This window comes from Parafrankia irregularis (assembly GCF_001536285.1).
Classification (GTDB): Bacteria; Actinomycetota; Actinomycetes; order Frankiales; family Frankiaceae; genus Parafrankia; species Parafrankia irregularis.
Map to the genome: position 1 here is coordinate 1 of NZ_FAOZ01000040.1, position 21,512 is coordinate 21,512.

Sequence of the window (21,512 nt, forward strand, 5' to 3'; positions counted from 1 at the left end):
TCTCGCCGCGCTGGAAAGCGACTCGAAGAAGGTCGGCACCCAGGGCGACGGGCTCGATTTCGCGCTGCTCGTCGACGGGCTCGCCGCGGAACGCGAACAGGGCATCACGATCGACGTCGCCTACCGGTTCTTCTCCACCGAGCGGCGTAAGTTCATCGTCGCGGACACCCCCGGGCACGAGCAGTACACCCGGAACATGGTGACCGGCGCGTCCACCGCCGACCTCGCCGTGATTCTCGTCGACGCCCGCCGGGGTGTGCTCACCCAGACCTGCCGGCACAGCTATCTGGTGTCGCTGCTGGGAATCCGCAAGGTCGTCCTGGCGGTGAACAAGCTCGATCTCGTCGGATACTCCAAGGAGACGTTCGACGCCATCGAGGCGGACTACCGCCAGTTCGCCGCGCAGATCGGGCTCAGCGACATCGTCGCGATCCCGATGTCGGCGCTCGCGGGTGACAACATCACCGCGCCCAGCCCGAACACCCCCTGGTACACCGGGCCAACCCTGGTCGGCCACCTGGAGACCGTCGAGATCGACGACGATCTGGAGGACAGGCCGTTCCGGCTGCCCGTCCAGTGGGTCAACCGACCGGACCTGGACTTCCGCGGGTTCTCCGGGCAGATCGCCGGAGGAGTCATCCGCCCTGGCGACCGGGTACGGGTGCTGCCTTCGGGCCAGGAGAGCACCGTCTCGCGGATCGTCACGGCTGACGGCGACCTGCCCGAGGCCGGTGCCGGTCAGTCGGTGACCCTCACCCTCGCGGACGAGATCGACATCAGCCGCGGCGACGTCATCGCGACCGCCGTCAACCCTCCGGAGGCCGCTGACCAGTTCGAGTGCCATCTGGTGTGGATGGGCGAGGAGCCGATGCTGCCGGGCCGGCCCTACCTGCTCAAGATCGGCACCCGCACCGTCGGCGCGGCGGTCACCCAGCCGAAGTACAAGGTCAACGTCAACACCCTGGAGCACCTCGCCGCACGTTCTCTCGAGCTCAACGAGATCGGCGTCGTCAACATCAGCCTCGACCGGCCGGTGCCGTTCGACCCCTATGGCGAGAACCGGGACATGGGCGGTTTCATCCTGATTGATCGGTTCACCCACGGCACGGTCGCGGCCGGGCTGCTGCACTTCGCGCTGCGACGCGCGCACAACGTGCACTGGCAGGCCGTCGAGGTCAACAAGAAGGCCCGTGCACTCGGCAAGGGCCAGCGACCGGCCGTCGTGTGGTTCACCGGGCTTTCCGGCGCCGGCAAGTCGACGATCGCCAACCTCGTCGAGAAGCGGCTGCACGACCAGGGCTTCCACACCTATCTGCTGGACGGTGACAACGTCCGGCACGGCCTGAACAAGGATCTCGGGTTCACCGAGGCCGACCGGGTGGAGAACATCCGCCGTGTCGCCGAGGTCGCGAAGCTCATGGTGGACGCCGGCCTCATCGTGCTCACCTCCTTCATCTCGCCGTTCCGCGCCGAACGACAACTGGCCCGCAGCCTGTTCGAGGACGACGAGTTCATCGAGGTCTTCGTCGATGCGCCCCTCGAGGTCGCCGAGTCCCGCGACCGCAAGGGCCTCTACGCCAAGGCCCGTCGTGGTGAGCTGATCAACTTCACCGGCATCGACTCGTCCTACGAGGCCCCCGTGGCACCGGAGCTGCATCTCGACGCGAGCGGAGCCGTCGCCGCCGAGGCCTCCGCCGATTTCGTCATCGCCCACCTGCGCCAGGCCGGCGTCCTCACACTGCCGCAGACGTCGTGACCGGGCTCGACGCCCTCGACGGGCTGGACGATCACGCCCTCGCGGCGCAGCTGGCCGAGCTGGCCGGGGCCCTGCTGCTCGCCATCCGCTCCGAGGGCGGCAAGGAGGGTGACCGACAGTCCAACGAGCTTCTTCTGGGACTGCTGGCACGAGCCCGCCCCGACGATGCAGTCCTGTCCGAGGAGAGCGCGGACAACCCGGCACGCCTCGACCGGGAGCGGGTCTGGATCATCGATCCTCTCGACGGCACCCGTGAGTACGGCGAGCCGCCCCGGGAGGACTGGGCCGTCCACGTGGCTCTCGCCCTCGGCGGCCTGCCCGCTGCCGGCGCGGTCGCCCTGCCCGCGGCCGGGCTCGTCCTGCACACCGGGGCCCCACCAGCGTCCCCGCCTGTCGCACCGGGGCCGATCCGTCTCGTGGTGTCACGCACCCGGCCACCGGCCTGTGTCGACCTGCTCCGCACCCACCTTGACGCCGAGCTCGTGCCCATGGGCTCGGCGGGGGCGAAGGCGATGGCTGTCGCGCGTGGCCAGGCGGACGTCTACGCCCACTCCGGCGGTCAGTACGAGTGGGACTCGTGCGCGCCCGTGGCGGTGGCCGCCGCGGCCGGCCTGCATGTGTCCCGGCTCGACGGCAGCCCACTGCTGTACAACCGGCCCGACCCCTACCTCCCCGACCTGCTGATCTGCCGTCCGGACCTCGCGGGTGCGGTTATCAGCGTGCTCCGGGAGAGCTGAGCGCCCAGCCCGGACCGGTCGGCCTGATGTAGCTGCCGCAACACAGATTTCTGGTCATCGATGGTGGAGGAGACAGCTGGACATGTCCCTGTTTGACGCGTTCCGGTTCGACGGGAAGCGGATCCTCGTGGTCGGCGGTGCCACCGGGATGGGTGCCTCGGCTGCCGAACTGGCACTGAGCGCCGGCGCCGAGGTCGTGGTGATGGACCACGCCGCCGTCACGCTCGCCGGTGCGACGGCGATCACTGTCAACCTCGCGGACACCGACTCCATCGACGCAGCCGTCGAGGAGTGCGGCGGCCCGGTGCACGCCGTCCTCTCCTGCGCGGGCGTCGCCGACGGCACCCCCGGCATCGAGAAGATCAACTTTCTCGGTCATCGGTACCTGATCGAGCGTCTGCTGGCCGCCGATGCCCTCCCAGCCGGATCGGCCATCGGATTCATCTCCTCCGCGGTCGGGCTGGGTTGGGAGAAAAACCTGCCGGAGCTGCGCGAATACCTCGCCATCACCGACGTCGAGAAGGCATCGGCCTGGGCAGTCGAGCACGGCAGGGCCTCCTACCTGTGGAGCAAGCAGACGGTCTGCGCCTATGTGGCCAGCGAGGCACTGCCGCTGCTGAAGCGGGGTATCCGCATCAACGCCATCTGCCCGGGCCCGACCGAGACACCGCTGGCCCAGGCCAACAAGGAGACCTGGCTCGGGTTCGGTGCCGACTACAGAGCCGAGATCGGTATCGAGGCAGCCACATCCCTGGAACAGGCGTACCCGCTGCTCTTCCTGTGCAGCGAGGCCGCGGCCGCGATCACCGGCATCACCGTGATCACCGACTCGGGCTACTTCAGTGCCGGCGTGACCGAGTCCTTCCCCGCCGCCGCAGCAGCGGTGAAGTTCGTCCTCAGCCTCTGACCGACCGGGGCGAGCACTCTTCGACTGGATGGTTTGCTCTCTATGCGATTCGTGTATCACTACCCCGAAACCAACGGACTCGAGCGCGACATGCTCGAAGCAGGCGCCGTCGGTGACGTGGCGGCCGCAGCGGAGAAGGCCGGGTTCCACGGTTTGTGCCTCAGCGAGCACCCCGCACCGAGCGCGCGCTGGCTGGCTTCCGGCGGCCACCAGAGCCTCGATCCGTTCGTCGCGCTCGGGCATGCCGCCGCCGCGACCGAACGGCTCCGGCTACACACCAATCTCTCGGTGGCTCCCTATCGCAACCCGTTTCTGCTCGCGAAGGCGGCGGCGACCGTCGACAAGCTCTCGGGCGGACGGTTCGTGCTCGGTCTGGGGGCCGGGTACATGAAAACCGAGTTCTACGCGCTCGGAGTGAACGTCGATGAGCGCAACGCCCTGTTCGACGAGGTGCTCGACGTGCTCCCGCTGCATTGGAGCGGCGAGCCGTTCAGCTACCAGGGCCGCCATTTCGACGCTCGCAACGTGATCGCCCGGCCCCGGCCGGTGCAGAACCCCATACCGATCTGGATCGGCGGCAACTCGAAACTGGCACGGCGCCGGGTCGCCGAACGGGCGCAGGGATGGATGCCGCTGGTAGGCCCGCCCGAGCTCAGCGCCGCTGTCCGCACCACCGCGATCGGTTCGCTGGCGGAACTGAGCAACATGATCAACGAGATTCGGGAGACGGCCGCGGCCGCGGGGCGAACGGACACGATCGACCTGCAGTACTCCTACAAGGATCGTTCCATCGCCACACCGGCCGTCGACGCGGACCGCCATCGCGCGGCACTGGCCGAGATCGAAAAGGCCGGCGTGACCACTGTGATCGTGTCCAGCCCGTCGGTGTCACCCGAGGCCACCCTGGAGTTCCTTGAGACCTTCGGTACCACCTATCTGTCCTGACAGCGCTACCGGAGAGAAGCGGCGACGATGGCGGAGACCCGCGCAATCAACCCCGAGCGCAGAATGCTGGTCGACGGCCGGCTGTGCGACGCCGACTCGGGACGGACATTCGACAACATCAATCCGGCGACCGAAGAGGTACTGGGCCAGGTCGCCGACGCGTCGGGTACGGAGATGGACCGGGCGATCGCCGCGGCCCGCCGGGCTTTCGACGAGACGGACTGGTCGACGAACCGGTCGTTCCGGCGTCACTGCATCGAACAGCTGCAGGAGGCGTTGGAGGCAGCCCGCGAGGAGCTACGTGAGCAGCTGATCCTCGAGACAGGCTGCCCGCGCATGCTCACGAACGGCCCGCAGCTCGACGACCCGCTCTCCGAGGCGCTCCGCTACCCGCTGAAGCTCATGGATGAGTTTCCGTGGGAGGTCGATCTTCCGGACGCGCTGACCCGGGGGACGGTGAACCACCGGCGGATCTGGAAGGAGCCGGTCGGGGTGGTCGGGGCCATCGCGCCGTGGAACTTCCCGTTCGAGATCGCCCTGCACAAGCTTGGCCAGATCCTCGCCACCGGTAACACGGTGGTTCTCAAGCCGGCCCCGGACACGCCCTGGAATTCCACTCTGATCAGCCGCCTGGTCGCAGAGCAGACCGATTTCCCGGCCGGCGTGATCAACGTCGTCACATCCTCGGATCACCTGGTGGGAGAGAGACTGACGCTCTCTCCGCTGGTCGACGCGATTTCCTTCACCGGGTCGACGCCCGTCGGAAAGAGGATCCTGGAGAAGGGTGCGGCGACGGTCAAACGGGTTTTCCTGGAGCTCGGCGGCAAGTCGGCGACCATCGTGCTCGACGACGCCGACTTCCCGAAGGCACTCATGGCGGGCCTGGGAGTGTGCGTCCATGCCGGCCAGGGCTGTGCCATCCAGAGCCGCATGCTGCTGCCGCGCTCTCGCTACGCCGAGGGCGTGGCCATGCTGAAGGCGGCCATGGCGGCCGTTCCCTACGGAGACCCGCAGCGCCCCGATGTGATCATGGGGCCGGTGGTGTCGAGCAAGCAGCGTGATCGGGTCCTCGGCTACATCGAGAAGGGTGTCCAGGAGGGCGCGACACTCGCCGTCGGGGGCGGTCGCCCCGACCATCTGCCGAAGGGCTGGTACGTCGAGCCCACGCTGTTCGCCGACGTGGACAACTCGATGACGATCGCCCGGGAGGAGATCTTCGGGCCGGTGCTCGTCGCTATTCCCTTTGATGACGACGACGATGCCGTCCGTATCGCCAACGACAGTTCCTACGGCCTTGGCGGAGGGGTGTTTTCGGGGTCGTTGGAGCGATCCTTCGCCGTGGCGCGCCGGATCCGGGCCGGAAGCGTCGGCCTCAACGGCGGCATCTGCTACGGCGCCGACCTGCCGTTCGGGGGATACAAGCACAGCGGAGTGGGGCGGCAGAACGGGAGCGTCGGTTTCGAGCAGTATCTCGAGACGAAGTCGCTCGCCTGGCCAGCCGCCTGACTCATCGCTCCCCCGCGGGCCAGACTGCGCGCATTCGCCAGCGATTCGCCCCAGGAGTCGAAGGCTCCGCCTCAGGACGGTGGCACAGGCCAAGGCCTTCGCCGGCGACATCACCGCCGAGGTCACCAGCGACCTGTTCGCCCTGTCGCATCGCAAATGCTCTGGTTGGTGCTTTCTCTGTTGAACCTAGATAGAAATGATGGGAACGAGAAGATGGGCGGAGCGATCACGATGACCGATGAGCAAGCTCGGCAGACCCGGCCGGTCCTGGCAACGCCGTCGCAGATTCTCGCCGAGGAGACCTTGCTTGAGATCCTCGAGGACGCTCAGCTCAAGCGCTTGCAGGCCGACCTGCGCGAACAGCTCGCGGCGACCCCGCGCGGGCAGTCCCCGGCGGGCGCCGCCACCCTCGACGAGGCGATCTCCCAGTGGTCCAACTCGCTGATCATGGCGGAGATTGCGAACGTCCTGCCTCAGCCCTCGCAGATCTGGGTCACCGACGACACCCCCCGGGAATGGCTCGGCCACACCCTGCCCGGCGTCGGCACCTCCGGCGACAACCCGGACGCGGTCTACCGCATCGCCTCCGTCGACGGGGACCGGCGCTTTGAGGTCCTCGGCCGCTTCGACCCCGCCCGCCGCCCTGCGCAGCTCAACATCGAGCTGCATCGCGGAACCAAGGTCACCCCACCGAACATGGTCAACAACACGGATCTGACTCCCCTGGCCAGTATCACCGATCGTGATCTGCAGATCGCGGTGGACGGGTCCTTCCGGATCACGATCGGACCCAAGGAGGAGAGCCCCGTCCACCTTCTTTCGGCTCCCGGCCTGCTTTCTCTCGGCTCCCGGGACATGCTGGCCGACTGGGATCAGCGCCCGTCCTGGATGGAGCTGCGCCCGCTCGACGACGTCGAGCCGACCCCCTTCGACATCGCGGAGATCATCCGGTCGGTCTACCGTGACCTGCCGGGCTACCTGCTCTTCTGGGCGAATTTCCCGAACGTGTGGTTCGGCGGCCTTCACGGCAACCAGATCAGTCCCGGGCATATACGCACCGGCAGCATGTCCGGCTTCACGGTGGCTCTCAGCTGGGACCTCCGGCCGGATCAGGCGATCGTCGTGACGACGGACCCGGTCGGCGCCGCCTACACGGGCTTCCAGCTCATGGACCCGTGGATGCTCGGGCCGAATGCCAAGGAACGTCAGGTCTCGCTCAACCTGGCCCAGACCGCGCCGAACCCCGACGGCACCTTCACCTTCGTCATCGCTCACGAAGACCCCGGGGTTGCGAACTGGCTCGACACAACGGGCCTCGATGAGGGGCTCGGACTCATCCGGTGGCAGGCGGCACCGCCTGGCGCGGCAATCAGCCCAGCCGTGCTGGTGCGCGATTTCCGGGTCGTCTCCCTCGCCAACGTGGAAAGCCTCGAGCTCCCCCAGGTCACCCCCGCCCAGCGGGCGGCCCAGCTTGCGGCCCGGGCCGTGGGATATCACTCCCGCACGCTCTAGTCCCCGCACCCGTCAAGGTTCCCCGTGCGGCGTACCCAAGCCGATTGCTGGCAAGGCACCGAAATCCGCTGTGTAGCAGCGCCACCCGAGAACCAGCGAAGGGCAGGTCACCCCCCACGATGCGTACGCCGACCTTCCGCTTCACGAAACTCGTGGTCAGCGACCTCGCTGTCGCGGAGAGCTTCTACAGCGGCGTCTTCGGGATGAAGGTCATCAACCGTGTCATGACCGACGAGCACAAGTACCCACTTGAAGAGATCACGCTGTCATCCACCGGCGAGCCCGATACGCACGTTCTCGTCATCGCCAGATATCTCGAGCACGCCCGCCCGCCGGCCGGCTCGGCGTGGACCGGTTTTGTCGTCCCGAATATCGATGTGGCACTGGCGGCGGTGGAGTCGGCCGGCGGCCGGATCGAGGTCCCGGTGCACGGGAATGCCGAGTTCGGAACACGTGCGGCCATCGCGACCGATCCAGACGGGCATCCGATCGAGATCATTCAGTTGATGTATGCCTCCACGCCTGAGAGGCGAACGTTCGGTCGCTGAACTGCCGCCACCGATCAGGGGAGGCGGCCCGTGCGGGCGATCTCACCGAGCCAACGTGCGGACGGTTTCACCGTGCGGGCGAAGGTGGCCCGGTCGACGGCGATCAGCCCGAAGGTCATCGCGTAGCCGGACGTCCACTCGAAGTTGTCGAGCAGGGAGCGACCAACGGCATGCGGGTCAGACCCGACGGGCCGTCCGGCTGTTCCGCAGTACCGTCCGGCTGTTCCGCAGTATCAGAGCCAGCGCCGCCCCGGTCGCGGCAACGCCGGCGGTGAACAGGAGACCGTTGGAGTATCCCTCGTCTCGGTAGAACCGGATGCCGTGAATGATCTGGCTGTCCCGGGCAAGAATGATGAAGGTCAGTTGGCTGAGAATGGTCTGGGTGGCCCCTTGCGCCATTGACTGGGCGCCGTTGGCCAGGGCCTGTTCCGCTGGGTGCACCGCCTGGATGACCAGGATGGGAACGGTGGCCACCACGAGGCCCATGCCCACCGCGGTCCCGGCGCCGAGGAGCATCAACTGCGGCACGGTGTGGTGGTATACGGAGATCGCACCATAGCCGCCGGCGACGAGCAGGCCGCCGACGGCCAGCAGGAGCCAGGGGTCGATCCGACGGGCAGCCATCCCGGCCGCGATCGCGCCCAGAAGAACCAGGACGCTGCTGGGAGCATTGATCAGCGCGTTTTTGGTCGCGGAGAACCCCAGGCCGTCGGAGACGCCGGGGATCGTCGGCATCAGGGCGAGCAGGAACATCACCGTGCCGACGGCGTACGCTGCCCCGCCGACCAGTGACGTCGTCAGCAGCATGGTCCAGAACGACCGCCGTTTCAGCAGGGGCAGTGGAAACATCGGATGCGGCACCCGGCTTTCGACGAAGGCGAAACCGGCCACCGCGGCGAGACCGCCGCCGATGAACAGAGGGGTGCGGGCACTGGCCCAGCCCCAGCCTGCGCCTTCACCGATCCCGTAGATGACCGCGGTCAGGCCACCGCCGAGCAGGAGCCCGCCCAGCCAGTCGATGCGGGTGCGTTCCTCGCGCACGGGACTCTCGGGAACGAGAAGCACGAGCGCCGCAAGGCTGAGCGCGCTGGCAGCGGCCATGAACCACAGCGCGCCACGGAAGCCGAAACCGTCGACGAGCCACGCGGACAGAAACGGGCCGCCGAGCGCGACCAGCCCGACGCCGCCGCCCAGCAGGCCGCTGGCTGGACCAACGAGCCGGCGCGGGAAGACATCACGAACCATCGAACAGGCCAGCGCGGCGATCGGACCGTAGCACCCGGCAATGCCACGTCCGATCAGCAGCATGGAGTAGTTCGTCGCGAGGGCGGCGATCACGTCACCCACCAGGCCGAGGACGGTGATGACCACCATGACGCGCTTCTTGCCGTACATGGCCGCAGCCTTGACCACGAACGGCGTGACGAAGGTGCCGACCAGCGCCGTGACCAATGTGAACCACGAGATCCTCGCGGTGTGAAAATGTATGGCGATCTCGGCCTGAATGTTGCCGGACAGCAGGCCGACCAGCCCCAGGAGCTGGGATGCCCACATCAGCACAAGCAGGATCAACGCATGTCGCGCGCCGAATCCGGATTCTCCGGATGCTGTCCGGGACGGGGCCGCGATAAGGGTCATGAACGGCTCCTGTCTGCTCGAATGATGAAACCCCTGGCACCAGGGGCACGCCGACAGCGCCGTAATACCGTTGTTCAGGACGGGCGACGGCCCGGCTACAACGGAATGGAACCGCCGCCACTGGCCGGGCTGTCATGGAGTTCCAGCCGCCGCGGTGTGGCGTCACGCGGTAGGTCGAACACCATCCTGCCGTGAATGGACGCACCCGGCTCGGCGGTGTTCCAGATCGTCTCGCCGGGCAGGTAGTAGCGCGACAGGTAGTCGGCGGTGCGACGAGCCCCGGTGCTGTCGTACACGTACTGGTAGGAATTATCCAGGGCACGGGGCGACGTACCGTTGTTACGGATCGTTATGGCGACCAGGCAGAACTGGCCATCCGGGTGGCGGGCCAGGAGCCCGAGGCCGAGTTGTTCGACCTCGCATTCGACGCCGTCGACGGCAAACGACAACGGGCCGTCCCGGAAGGCGCCGGGGCCAGGTGCGGTACGCGGGCCGGAAAGCGGCATGGCCGAGGAGTCCGCCGGTACGGCCGGGGACGCCACCGACGCCACCGACGCGGCCGGGGTGGCCGGGGATTCCACCGGCGTCGCCGCAGGAGTGGCCGGCTCAGCCGACGTCCCGTCATCACGGTTCGCCGCCAGCCTGATCGCGGTGAGGGCCACCATGACCAGCACCAGGCTGGCGGTCAGCGGAACGCGGCCACGCCCCCGGAGCCGCCACCGCGCATGCGCGGACCGGTCCGCGGACCGGTCCGGCGAGGGCGCGAGCTCCGCGGTGAGCCCGAGCAGGCGGACAGCCGGATCGGTGGGGTGCTCCCCCGGCCGGCGCTCGACCAGACGCAGGAGCAGGTCCCGGGCATCAGGCCGGCCGGCCGCGTCTTTCGTCAACGCATCGCGGACGAGATCCACCACCTGCCCGGGCAGGCCGGTCAGGTCCGGTTCGGCGGCGGTGATCCGGTGGGAAAGCTCGACATCCGGGCCGTCCCCGAAAGGGTGCCGCCCGGTGCCCGCATAGGCGACAAGAATGCCCCAGGCAAACACGTCAGCCGCCGCCCCGATCGGCTGACCGTTGATCTGCTCGGGTGCCATCCATCCCGCCGAGCCGAACCCCCAGGCCGTCGGCTTACCGGCGCCGTCCAGGGCACGGGCGATACCGAAGTCAATGACCCGCGGACCGGTCAGTGAGAGGATCACATTGCTGGGTTTGAGATCCCGGTGGATCAGCCCGGCATGGTGAATCGCGGTCAACGCCGTCGCGACCCCGACTGCCAGCCCGGTAAGAGTCGACGAGTCGAGCGGCCCCCCGTCGGCGACAGCGTTGTCCAGCCGGGGGCCGCCGATGAACTCCGTCACCAGGTACGGCGCGAACGCCTCCGGGTCGGCGTCGAGAACTTCGGCGGTGCAGAACGAGGCGACGCTGCGAGCCGCCTCGACCTCCCACCGGAACCGCCTGCGGAACTCCTGGTCCCTCACCCGATCCGACCTGATCACCTTGACCGCGACCGGCCTCCCCTGCTGGTCGCGCGCGTAGTAGACGGCACCCATCCCACCCACGCCCAACCGGCTCATCAGCACATACGGGCCGATGACGGTCGGCTCGTGCGGAAGCAGGGGTTCACCCGGGACGGACACACCGCGCGCAGTCTCCACCGCTACCTTCATCCGAGCCGGGGCCGGCCGCACATTCTGATCTGGTCGACGGCCGTGCCCGGGCGTCTATGCACCCCCGCGCAATACTGCCCCGGCCGGGCCGCTCCGTCATCGTCCATCCGCAGGCAGTACCGGCTACATATGACGCAGTACTTTTCCGGCCGTCGTACTCCAACCGGAGTACCTGCCGCGGCTCCGGCTCCGGCTCCGCAGCGGCCGGCTGGCCGGCTGGCCGCCGGCGCCCTGACCGCCCCCGGACACCGGCAACCGCCGGCCTGCCGCTCGGCCTACAGGCAGCCGTATGACCACTGTGTCGTCAGGCGTTGTCGGCTGGGTAGTGCACCCCGATCCGGGCTCGCGCAGTGTCGAGGGTTCGCATGATCGAGACGGTTTCGTCCAGCGGCATGATGTCGCTTTCGAGGTGCCCCGACCGCAGCCGTTCGTGGACGTGGCGGGCCTGGTGGTGCAGGCCGCCACCGGCCGTCTCGTCCCCGTCGCCATCGCCGTCCCGGGCGGCCGGCAGGTGCAGGCGCTCGACGGCACCCGCCCGTTGCACGACGAGTTCGTCGGGGCAGTGCATGAAGGCGGGCAGCTCGATGCTTCCGGCCGTGCCGGTGACCCGGCCGGCGCACGCCAGACTGGCCCGCAGAGACGCCTTGGCAACGGCGAACGCGCCACTGTCGTAGGCGCCACTGTCGTAGGAGGTCAGGACGGCCAGGTGCTCATCGACTCCGGTCTCGCCGAGCTGCCCGAACGCCGCCACCCGGCTCGGCTCACCGAGCAGCATGCTGGCCAGCGACACCGGGTAGACGCCGAGGTCCAGCAGTGCGCCACCGCCCAGGGCCGGGTCGAACAGCCGGTGGGTGGGTGTCATCGGCACCCGGAACCCGAAGTCGCCCTCGACCGAGAGCACGGTGCCGATCTCGCCGGCCGTGACCAGCTCGCGCAGCCTGACGTAGGCGGGCAGGAAGCGGCTCCACATCGCCTCCATCAGAAACCGGCCCTGCGCTCGGGCCGCCGCCACCATTTCGGCGGCCTGGCCGGCGTTCAGCGCGAACGGCTTCTCGCACAGCACGCCGTGGCCGGATTCCAGGAAAAGCAGGGTGTGCTCGTGGTGGTGCGAGTGGGGGGAGGCGACGTAGACGATGTCGATGTCGTCGTCGGCGGCCAGGCTCTCGTATGAGCCGTACCTGCGGTTCGGCGCGATGCCGTGGTTCTCGCCGAACTCGTCGGCGGTCGCCCGGTTGCGGGAGCCGACGGCCACCAGTTCGGCTTCCGGAAGGCGGCCCAGCGCGTCGGCGAAGCCCCTGGCGATCGCTCCGGTCCCCGCGATTCCCCAGCGTAAGGCCATGTGTACCCCGTTCTCCGAAGGATGCCGCGGGCGGGTGCCGCCCGTTCCTCTCACGATCGGGGTAGGTCGGCCCGGCGGGCGGTGTCACGCAGCATTTGCACCCGGAGGTTACACGTGTAACATGACCCTCGCCGCGAGTTACACGTGTAACTTGATCACACAGTCGAACGGGTGTGCCGCGGGCAGAGGATGGGTGATCGCACGATGCCGGTAGATGGTCGACGGGGCGAGGAGCTGTCGAGGCTGCCCGCGGCGCCGGGGCCGGGGCCGGGGCCGTCCAGGCCCACCAGCGCCGACGTGGCACGGCACGCCGGTGTGTCACGGGCGACGGTCTCCCACGTCCTCAACGGCACCGACCATCCGGTCAGCGAACAGACCCGACAGCGGGTCCTGGCAGCGGCGCGGGACCTGCAGTACGCGCCGAACGCGTCCGCGCGGGCGCTGCGCGCCGGGCGCAGCAACATCGTCCTGGTGCCCATGCTGCGGTCCGCGACCGTGCCTGGTGCGGACCGGTTCCTCGAGAGCCTCGACCGGGAGCTGGCCGCTCGCGACCTGGTCCTGCTGATGCACGGCGACCGCACCACCAGCGGGGTGCGGGGGGCCCAGGCCTGGGCCGAGCTTCGCCCCGCCGCCGTGTACGTCAACGTGTCCCGCGGTACCCCGGCCGCCGTGGAACTGCTGCGCCGGGCGGGCGTGCAGGCAGTCCTGCTCACAGGTGCCCCGCGGGTGGACTACGCGCCCACCGTGCCGCTCGATCCCGCCGCGGTGGCCCGCCTCGCGACCCGGCACCTGCTCGCACGGGGCTGTCGGCGCCTCGCCTGTCTGGTGCCCAGCGGGCCGCTGGCGGAGCTGCCCACGCAGCGTTACGAGGCGGTCATGGAGGTGGCGGCGGCCGACGGCGTGCCCGTCGAGCGGGTGGACTGCGAGCTCTCCTCGGACAGCATCGCGCCGGTGGTGGACCGATGGCGCGACCCCGCGCAGCGGCCGGACGCGGTGTACACCAACAGCGACCCGTTCGCCATCCTGCTCATCGACAAACTGCGCGCCGCGGGCATCGAGGTTCCCCGCGACATCGCGGTGGTCGGTTCGGGTGACCATCCGCTGGGCGCCGCGCTGCGGCCCGCGATCACCACCGCCACCTTCGACGTCCCGGCGATAGCGCGGGTGGTCGCCTCCTCGATCCGGCGGCTCCTCGACGGAGCGGACCTGGATCCGGGCCTGGAGGCCGCTCTGCGACCACACCTGATTGTCAGGGAGTCCGGGTGAGGACCTTTCCCCGGGAAAGTCCTCACTTCATCCCGCACCTACGACGAGAGGACTTATCCACATGACGGACGATCTGTACTGGGACCCGTTCGACAAGGAGATCGACGTCGACCCGCACCCGCGGTGGAAGCGGATGCGCGACGAGGCGCCGGTCTATCGCAACGAGAAGTTCGACTTCTACGCCCTCTCCCGCTTCGCCGACGTCGACGCGGCCCACCTCGATCCGACGACATACAGCTCCAGGTACGGCACCGTCCTCGAACTCATGAAGCCGGAGCCCTGGGACACCGGGCAGATAATCTTCATCGACCCGCCCGCGCACACCACCCTGCGCGTGCTGGTCTCCCGGGCCTTCACCCCGCGCCGAGTCGGCGGTCTCGAAGGCGTCATCCGGGACCTGTGCGCCGAGCTTCTCGACCCGCATATCGGCGGTGGCGGGTTCGACTACGTCCAGGACTTCGCCGCCCAGCTCCCCTCACTGGTCATCTCCCAGCTCATCGGCGTCGACCCCGCCGACCGGGAGGACGTCCGAAAGATGATCGACGGGACGTTCTACCTGGACCCGGAGAAGGGCATGTTCAACGAGACCGCCATGGCGGCCACCGCCCGGTTCCACGGCTACCTGACCGCCCAGCTCGAGGAGCGGGCCAGGAGCCCCCGCGACGACATGATGACCGCGCTCATCCAGGCGGAGATCGCGGCCGAGGGCGGCACCCGCCGCCTGAGCCTGCGCGAGGCCACGGACTTCACCGCGCTGCTCGTCTCCGCGGGCACCGAGACCGTCGCCCGTCTGCTCGGCTGGGCCTGCGTGCTGCTGGCCGCCCACCCCGACCAGCGGGCCGACCTGGCCGCCGACCCGGCGCTGCTGCCGGGCGCCGTCGAGGAGACCCTGCGCCACGAGGCACCGTCTCCCGTCCAGGGGCGCATGGCCACCCGCGACATCGACCTGCACGGCACCCGGATCCCTGCCATGTCGAAGGTTCTGCTGCTCACCGGCTCCGCCGGGCGGGACGACCGCAAGTACGACGACCCGGACCGCTACGACATCCGCCGCTCGTTCGACAGGCACCTCTCCTTCGGCCGCGGCGTCCACTTCTGCCTCGGCGCCTCCCTAGCCCGCATGGAGGGACGCATCGCCCTGGAGGAGACCCTGCGCCGTTTCCCGACCTGGGACATAGACCACAAGAACACGGTTCGCCTACATACCAGCACCGTGCGCGGCTACGAGAAGCTGCCGATCATTCTCTGATCGGCAGCCTCCACGCCGCACAGTTCACCCCAGCCCCAGCCCCGGCCCCGGCCCCGGCCCCGGCCCACGTCACCTGACGATCACGCCGGTGTTGTCCGCGTCGCCCAGAGCAGGGCGACGAGTGCGAGTGCCATCCAGGCCGTGAGGTAGCCGAACGCGAGCGCGGGCGAGGCCACGGTGTACAGGAGCCCCGCGACGACGCTGGCGGCGGTGTTGCCGACCGCCTGCACGGTGGCGAGCAGTCCGAACGCCGACCCACGGATCTCCTCGGGAGCGAACGCGGCGACCGCCGCGTGCTCCGCGGTCTCCGCGCACCCGATCCCGAAACCCGCCAGGACGAACCCGACCCCCAGCAGCCAGACCTGCGGCCCGGCCGCGGCGAACAGCAGGTAGGAGGCCAGAAACGCGGCGACGCCGGCGACGGTGACCAGCAGTGGCCCGCGCCGGCCGAGCCGGTCGGAGATGCCTCCGGCTGGGAACGACGCGGCTGTGGCGGCGATGTTGTAGGCGATGTACAGGCCGATCGCGATCTGGGTGGCGGTGCCGGTGCCGTGCCCGGGGGCCAGCAGATCCGTGGCCCGCAGGATCAGCAGGGCGGCGGCCGCATTGCCGACCTCGAACGCGGTGAAGCCGGTCAGCACCCGGCCGAGCTGGCCGCGCAGCACCGGACGGACCTGAAAGCGCAGGCGGCGGCGTTCACCGGCCCGGGGCACCTTCGCCTGCCGGATCGCGTAGCCAACCGCGACCGCGGCCAGCAGCCCTGGGATCACCGACAGCAGCATCGCGGTACGCACGCCGACCAGCGACACCAGGCCGAGTGCGAGCAGCGGGCCCACGATCGCGCCGAGATTGTCCATGGTCCGCTCGAAACCGTAGGCCCGGCCGTAGGCGGCGGCGGGCACGACGTCGGCGAGCAGCGCGTTGCGGGCCGGGACCCGCAGCCCCCGGGCCGCCCACGCCGCCCCGCGCAGGACCCCGGCCTGCGCGGTCGAGGTGGTCGCCCCGATCAGGGCGGCGAGCGCGGCGGTGGTGGTGTAGCCGCCGATCGCGACCGTCCGGCGCCGGCGGGGGTCGTCGGCCAGGGCGCCGCCGACGAACCGGCCCGCACCGGCCAACCCGTCCGAAATGCCCTCGATCGCGCCCAGCGCGGCGGCCGGGGCGCCCAGGGTCACGGTGACGAAACCGGCCATCAGCGCGGTCGGCACCTCGTGCCCGACATCGGCGAGGAAACTCGCCGTCCCGATTCCCCCGACCCCGGGGGTGAGCCACAGCCGCCCGGACGGCTCCCGCGCCGGGTCAGTCGTCGCCTCCGACGTCTCCCCGGCCGCGGTTCCGCTCCTGGCCTCACTGCACTCGGCCTCACCGCTCTCGGCCTCACTGTTCGCCGTCTCGCTGCGCACATACGGAAGAAAACAGCTTTCCTCGCCGAAAATGCAGTCTGTTCCCGGTCGCCCTACCCGCTTACAATGATCTTTGTACCGGTCTGTGCCAACACTGCCCGCACCAACGACAGCAGGGCTATTCCGCCGACGGCCGGTCCACGTCCACCGGTCGGACCATGCCGGTGCGGGTGAGGTCATAGCCGCCGAGTGCCGTGATCGCCTGATGCAGGGCGGGGTCCCGCAATGCGTCGAGCAGCGGCCGGGCGGCGCCCAACGACTCACGTCCGAGCGCGATCTCGTACGGCTCCCACCGCAGCGGCACGAACTCCAGCCCCAGATCCGCGAGCCCCGCCCGCACGCCCAGCCCCACGTCGGCGATGCCCAGCGCGACCGCGAACGCGACCTCCATATGCGAGGGAAGCACCGGTCCGGCGACAGCGTCCGGGGCGATCCCCTCGGCGAGCAGCAGCTGATCAAGCAGTACTCGGGTGCCCGCTCCGAGCTCACGCCGAGCGACCTGGAGACCGCCGATTCCGGCGGCCGAGGCGAGCCCGCGTGGATTGCCGGCCGGGACGATCAACCCCTGCTCACGCCGCCACAGGTGGATCAGGTGCGGGTCGTCGCGGGCCAACACGGCCCGAACGAACGCCTCGTTGTACACGCCGTCGCGATGACACAGGTGGATCACCGCACCGTCGGCTTCACCACGGATGACAGCGCGCAGACCAGGGAAACTGCCCCGCGCACCGACCGGCGTCACGGCCGGGCCGAGGCGACCGAGCAGAACACCCAACGCGGGATCGTCGCTGCCGGCGAGCCGGAACACCCTCCCGGGCTCCAACAGCCGCGCCGCCGCGATCACGCCCTCCGCCGCGACCCGGGCCCGCCGCCGATCCGCGATCGTGATCACCGCACCGTCGGCCAGATACCGGTACGCCCGCACGACCGTCGACGAGGTCGTCCCCAGAACCCGGGCGTACTCCCGCACCCCGGGCAGCTCCGTCTGCGCGGCCAGTTCTCCGGACCGCACACGACACGCCAGTTCATGAGCGATCTCCACATAACGGGCCATGGCCGCCGACTGTAGGGCCACCAGCCGAATCGTGGGGAGAAACGAGCGCACTCGGGCCCTGATCTTCCCGGCTTGGTCACCAACCTGGGCGGGCACGACCTCGTCCCGCTCGACGCCGCCTTCGGCCGCATCGACGACACCCTCGCCGGCGGACCGGTGGGCGCCGTTCCCCGCGTGGAGCGCGTCGGCGAGAGCCGCGCGGCGTCACCCGGCGCGGTCGAGGCGGATGACGCCGTCGTACGCCTCGCGGGCATCGAGGAGCTGGTCCCAGTGCTCGGCGACCCAGGCGCAGGCAACCGTCATCGGCTCCAGCATGCTGCGGCCCAGCGCGGTCAGCTCGTACTCGACATGGGCGTTGGCCCTGGCATCCAGGACGGTGCGGGTGATCAGGCCGTCCCGTTCGAGGGAACGCAGCGACTGGGTGAGCACCTTGGGAGTGACCCGGCTAAGTGGCACGCGCAGCTCGGAGAACCGGCGCGGCCCGTCTTCAAGGCAGCGGATGATGAGGGCCGCCCACTTGTCGCCGAAGCGGATCGGGTTGAGCGAGGACGGGCACAGCTCGTCGAACATGTCGGCGGGCAGAGGCTCCCTCACAGCCTCACGATAGCCAGACAACCGGTATCCCCGCGGTAACCGTCGTCCTCGCTAGCGTCCGCGCAACGGCCGGCGCAAGGGCGCCGGTTCCCGAGAGAGGGGTTGCCGTGGACATTGTGGTGTTCGGCGCAGGCGGGCGTGCGGGGCGGCAGGCTCTCGCCGAAGCAGGTCGCCGCGGCCACCAGGTCACCGCCGTGGTCCGCGACCCCGCCCAGCATGGTGACCTGCCGTCCGACGTCCGGGTGGTTGCGGGCGATGTGACGGACGCGATGAGTGTCGAGCGGGCGGCGGCCGGGCAGGACGCGGCGATCAGCGCCGCGGTCGACCTGTCCGTGCCGGCACACGATTTCTTCACCGCATCGTCCCGCGCCCTGGTCACAGGGCTGGCCAGGGCGGGCGTGCGCCGTCTGGTGGTCGTCGGCCTCTCCTCGATCCTGCCGGGGGCATCCGGCGCCGCGTTGATGGACGAGCCCGGCTACCCGAACGAGTACCGTCCTTTCTTTCTCGGCCACGCGGCGGGCCTCGACGTGCTGCGCACCTGCGAGCTCGACTGGGCGTACATCGCTCCCGCCGGGGACTTCAACCACGACGGGGCGCGCACCGGCCAGTACCGGGTCGCCGAGCACGGCGACGCGGCCAGCCGGATCGGCTACTCGGACTTCGCAATCGCGCTGCTCGACGAGATCGAGGAAGCGCGTCACCACCGCGCCACCGTCAGCGTCCGGTAGGCACCGACCAGGGAGACGGGTCGTGACCTTACCGAGTCAGGGTCGACTGCCTCGGCCGTCTGGCGCGGGGGCATCCGCGTTTCCGGAGTAGTCGGGGGTCCGCGCGGCTACGAGCCACCGAGAAATGCGGCTTCGCCGTTCGGCCGGGCCTCGATGCCGACTGTCCGGCCACCAGCCCCTTTCTTCAACGCGGGGGTTCAGTGCCCTGGGTGTGAGTGGCGTCGAGGAAGGCGGTGTAGGAGATAACGCTGGGAATGGGACGCCGAGAGCACCGGCGGTGCCGGTCAGGGTCTTCTCCTGGCCGAGGAGACGTCCGTCGGTCGGATCGATGAGCAGGGTGTAGCGGGTCGGCAGTCCGGACATCGCGCTGTCGACCGCGACCGCGAGGGCGGGGCGGCCGGCCCGGTCGACGGTGCGGCCCTGGAAGTAAAGGTCCGGAGTGGAGGCAAGAACGTCGAGAAGGGCGGCGCGCACCGGTGCGGGTGGAACCTGTTCGAGGCAGAGATCGGCGATGGCGACGAGGGTCTCGGCGGGGCCGTTCTCAACTGGATGACTGGTGGCGAGGAGGGCTGCCAGCTCGGTCGTGCCCGTGGGCAGGTCTGCTGGATACATGGCACCCAGGCCGCCAGCCGGGAAAGTCTCATCAGCAGGATCGGCTATGGGACGTCCTTCCTCCTCCCATGCCTGCCGCGCATCCTCCGAAGGGAACTGCGGCTCGCCCGCGACGGTTCGAATGCGCCCGGAGCCGTCGGGAGCACGCCAAACCTCACGGATCTCGGGCAGGACCGCCGAACGGACCTGGACACCATCGATCCGTGTGGACAGATCCCAGCTCTGCGTCCGCACGTATCGATAACCAGTGCTACTGCTCGCAGGAGCCTCGGCCGCGCGGATGCGGCCGGCGACGGCCAGCAGCGCCTCCCGGGCAGATCCCGCCTCGGCCTGGTAGGTCAGCGGCGGTGGTGTAGCGGCCTGAGCCAGCGACGGGGCGGTGCCCCGCGGCAGGCCGAGCTGAGTCACGACGATCGCTACCAGGACGGCAGCCATCCCCACCGGCGTTAGCCACAGCGCGTGTGACCGGCGTCGAGCGGCGCTCTGGCTTCGGCCGCGCCGTCCCGGGTCCCCGGGGGTGTCAAGGATGCGGGCAAGGACAGCTGTGTGATCCGTAGCCGCGGTCTCGTCGATGCCGTCTGCCGGGTCGTGACCGCCAAGAATCCGGTCGGCGACCACGGCCTGAGGCACAGCAGCGCCTCGATCCACCTTGCCGAGGAAGTCGACATCACGTTGGTGTCGAAGCGGCCTCGACGACCATCACCGGGCATCTGTACACGCACCTGCTGCGGTCGTCCGGGGCGCAGACTGCGGAGACCGCTGCCGCCGCGATCCCTCGGAAGCGCGCGAACGTGCCCACATAGATCATCGAGCGAGGCGGACGTCAGCCCGGACGACAGACGTTCGTTGAGCCGCAAGGGGTGCGGTCGACCATTCCCACGATCAGGTTGCGGAGGATGCGAGATTCGAACTCGCGAGGGGTTGCCCCCAACACGCTTTCCAAGTCTGTGGCACCCCGTTTGCGGCCGTTCGCAGTGGTACGCGCGTGATACGTGACGGCCAAACGATCCTTGGCGGACGCCCCCGAACGAACGTGAACGAGACCAGAACTGAGACCGCCGATCCACCAACTTGCCCAGCCGGGGAGTGATCGTGTACGGTCCTAGATCAAGGCAGACGCGCCTGCCGGCTCCGAGCTACCGGGACCCACGCACCCGCAGCGATGAGGACAAGAGGCCTTGACTCAGCGCACTCATCCGCACGTTTGGCATGACCGCCGATCTTGCGGAGGGCGTGGGACTCCGTCGGAGGATGTCGTGTCCAAGAACTTCAAGCGCAAGCCCGTAGCGGATCGTGCCCGGGTGAGGGCTATTCGCGCCCGTCAGGCAAGGACCGGCGAGCCCTACAGCGTCGCGGCCCGCATGGTGGATGTCGAGGTAGCTGCCGCGCAGGAGCACGCGAAGCAACGCAGCGCGGACGACCAGGGACTGAACGTCTCCAAGCTCGAGACGGCCCTAGGCATCGATCCGCTTCTTCGGGACCGGATGGCTCGCATCGTTGCCGACTACCAGGCATCCGCATTCGCCTCGATCGCCCGAGCGCTCGCCCCGGCACAGGAGGCCGCCGCCGCCTCGATCGCTGCGGCGGTCAGTCCGATGCAGGAGCTCGCCAAGACCCACCAGGCATCCACGTCCGCCTCGATCGCCCGAGCGCTCGCCCCGGCGCAGGAGGCCGCCGCCGCCTCGATCGCTGCGGCGGTCAGTCCGATGCAGGAGCTCGCCAAGACCCACCAGGCATCCACGTCCGCCTCGATCGCCCGAGCGCTCGGCCCGGCACAGGAGGCCGCCGCCGCCTCGATCGCCAGAATGGTCGAAGTCGCCCAGGTACCCACCTGGATGGACGATGTCATCCGTCTCCAGGAGCGGATCGGCAAGATCTACGGCGTCTAGACCCATCACACGAAGCAGCCGGTACCTGGCTCAGGTACCGGCCGCTTCGCGTTCCCTACCGTCGAGTGCCGCGGAGGCACGTGCGACAGCCTTCATGACGGTTCGCGACGTAGTCGAGGTGGAACCCGCCGACCTTCCGCTTTTCAGTGCCACGGTGTTCGATTCACCACC

18 protein-coding genes and 1 pseudogene are annotated in these 21,512 nt (G+C 69.3%); 11 read left to right on the forward strand and 8 right to left on the reverse strand.

The window, feature by feature from the left end; all coding sequences use genetic code 11:
* From cysC to AWX74_RS34500, 7 genes are all read left to right on the forward strand, one after another.
* Nucleotides 1-1,756: adenylyl-sulfate kinase (gene cysC / locus AWX74_RS34470; RefSeq protein WP_091285293.1), on the forward strand; the 1,756-nt coding region annotated here is incomplete at its 5' end.
* A 23-nt stretch (nucleotides 1,757-1,779) separates the two neighbouring features.
* Entirely contained in the window at nucleotides 1,780-2,493 is a 714-nt protein-coding gene (locus AWX74_RS34475) for an inositol monophosphatase family protein (RefSeq protein ID WP_091285445.1), read from the forward strand.
* Between the two features lie 82 nt (nucleotides 2,494-2,575).
* On the forward strand, nucleotides 2,576-3,400 hold the full coding sequence (locus tag AWX74_RS34480; protein WP_091285296.1) for an SDR family oxidoreductase: 825 nt from the start codon (nucleotides 2,576-2,578) through the stop codon (nucleotides 3,398-3,400).
* A 42-nt stretch (nucleotides 3,401-3,442) separates the two neighbouring features.
* A complete protein-coding gene (locus tag AWX74_RS34485) occupies nucleotides 3,443-4,345 on the forward strand; it encodes an LLM class F420-dependent oxidoreductase (RefSeq protein WP_091285298.1) in 903 nt (300 codons plus the stop codon).
* 27 nt (nucleotides 4,346-4,372) lie between these two features.
* Nucleotides 4,373-5,851: an aldehyde dehydrogenase family protein gene (locus AWX74_RS34490; RefSeq protein ID WP_091285301.1), complete on the forward strand. Its 1,479-nt coding sequence runs from the start codon at nucleotides 4,373-4,375 to the stop codon at nucleotides 5,849-5,851.
* Nucleotides 5,852-6,082: 231 nt separating this feature from the next.
* Entirely contained in the window at nucleotides 6,083-7,363 is a 1,281-nt protein-coding gene (locus tag AWX74_RS34495; protein ID WP_091285448.1) for a DUF1214 domain-containing protein, read from the forward strand.
* Between the two features lie 119 nt (nucleotides 7,364-7,482).
* Nucleotides 7,483-7,911, forward strand: a complete 429-nt coding sequence (locus AWX74_RS34500; protein ID WP_091285303.1) for a VOC family protein — start codon at nucleotides 7,483-7,485, stop codon at nucleotides 7,909-7,911.
* Between the two features lie 14 nt (nucleotides 7,912-7,925).
* On the opposite strand, the pseudogene AWX74_RS39260 reads toward AWX74_RS34500, so the two are convergent.
* The 4 genes and pseudogenes from AWX74_RS39260 to AWX74_RS34515 all read right to left on the reverse strand — a co-directional run.
* Nucleotides 7,926-8,069, reverse strand: a pseudogene (locus AWX74_RS39260) (family 1 glycosylhydrolase); the annotation flags it as partial.
* 19 nt (nucleotides 8,070-8,088) lie between these two features.
* On the reverse strand, nucleotides 8,089-9,549 hold the full coding sequence (locus tag AWX74_RS34505) for an MFS transporter (protein WP_091285307.1): 1,461 nt from the start codon (nucleotides 9,547-9,549) through the stop codon (nucleotides 8,089-8,091).
* Between the two features lie 95 nt (nucleotides 9,550-9,644).
* Entirely contained in the window at nucleotides 9,645-11,210 is a 1,566-nt protein-coding gene (locus tag AWX74_RS34510; RefSeq protein WP_091285309.1) for a serine/threonine-protein kinase, read from the reverse strand.
* Between the two features lie 304 nt (nucleotides 11,211-11,514).
* Nucleotides 11,515-12,549, reverse strand: coding sequence for a Gfo/Idh/MocA family protein (locus tag AWX74_RS34515; RefSeq protein WP_091285314.1), 1,035 nt, complete (start codon nucleotides 12,547-12,549; stop codon nucleotides 11,515-11,517).
* 204 nt (nucleotides 12,550-12,753) lie between these two features.
* On the opposite strand from AWX74_RS34515, the gene AWX74_RS34520 reads away from it, so the two are divergent.
* Together AWX74_RS34520 and AWX74_RS34525 are read left to right on the forward strand one after the other, a co-directional pair.
* On the forward strand, nucleotides 12,754-13,815 hold the full coding sequence (locus tag AWX74_RS34520; RefSeq protein WP_091285318.1) for a LacI family DNA-binding transcriptional regulator: 1,062 nt from the start codon (nucleotides 12,754-12,756) through the stop codon (nucleotides 13,813-13,815).
* Nucleotides 13,816-13,876: 61 nt separating this feature from the next.
* Nucleotides 13,877-15,064 (forward strand): cytochrome P450, encoded by a 1,188-nt coding sequence (locus AWX74_RS34525; protein WP_091285321.1) that lies wholly within the window; start codon nucleotides 13,877-13,879, stop codon nucleotides 15,062-15,064.
* Between the two features lie 80 nt (nucleotides 15,065-15,144).
* Here AWX74_RS34525 and AWX74_RS34530 read toward each other — a convergent pair whose 3' ends face one another.
* The 3 genes from AWX74_RS34530 to AWX74_RS34540 form a co-directional block, all read right to left on the reverse strand.
* Complete coding sequence (locus tag AWX74_RS34530) at nucleotides 15,145-16,464, reverse strand: MFS transporter (protein WP_091285323.1); 1,320 nt, start codon at nucleotides 16,462-16,464, stop codon at nucleotides 15,145-15,147.
* A 118-nt stretch (nucleotides 16,465-16,582) separates the two neighbouring features.
* Nucleotides 16,583-17,539, reverse strand: coding sequence for a substrate-binding domain-containing protein (locus AWX74_RS34535; protein ID WP_242666558.1), 957 nt, complete (start codon nucleotides 17,537-17,539; stop codon nucleotides 16,583-16,585).
* Between the two features lie 183 nt (nucleotides 17,540-17,722).
* Complete coding sequence (locus tag AWX74_RS34540) at nucleotides 17,723-18,112, reverse strand: winged helix-turn-helix transcriptional regulator (RefSeq protein ID WP_091285328.1); 390 nt, start codon at nucleotides 18,110-18,112, stop codon at nucleotides 17,723-17,725.
* Between the two features lie 107 nt (nucleotides 18,113-18,219).
* Here AWX74_RS34540 and AWX74_RS34545 point away from each other — a divergent pair, with 107 nt between their 5' ends.
* On the forward strand, nucleotides 18,220-18,840 hold the full coding sequence (locus AWX74_RS34545; protein WP_091285331.1) for an NAD(P)-dependent oxidoreductase: 621 nt from the start codon (nucleotides 18,220-18,222) through the stop codon (nucleotides 18,838-18,840).
* Between the two features lie 36 nt (nucleotides 18,841-18,876).
* On the opposite strand, the gene AWX74_RS34550 is transcribed toward AWX74_RS34545, so the two are convergent.
* Nucleotides 18,877-20,100, reverse strand: a complete 1,224-nt coding sequence (locus AWX74_RS34550; RefSeq protein ID WP_311984162.1) for a CU044_5270 family protein — start codon at nucleotides 20,098-20,100, stop codon at nucleotides 18,877-18,879.
* A gap of 608 nt (nucleotides 20,101-20,708) precedes the next feature.
* Here AWX74_RS34550 and AWX74_RS34560 point away from each other — a divergent pair.
* A complete protein-coding gene (locus AWX74_RS34560) occupies nucleotides 20,709-21,341 on the forward strand; it encodes a hypothetical protein (RefSeq protein ID WP_165615916.1) in 633 nt (210 codons plus the stop codon).
* Nucleotides 21,342-21,512 lie beyond the last annotated feature (171 nt).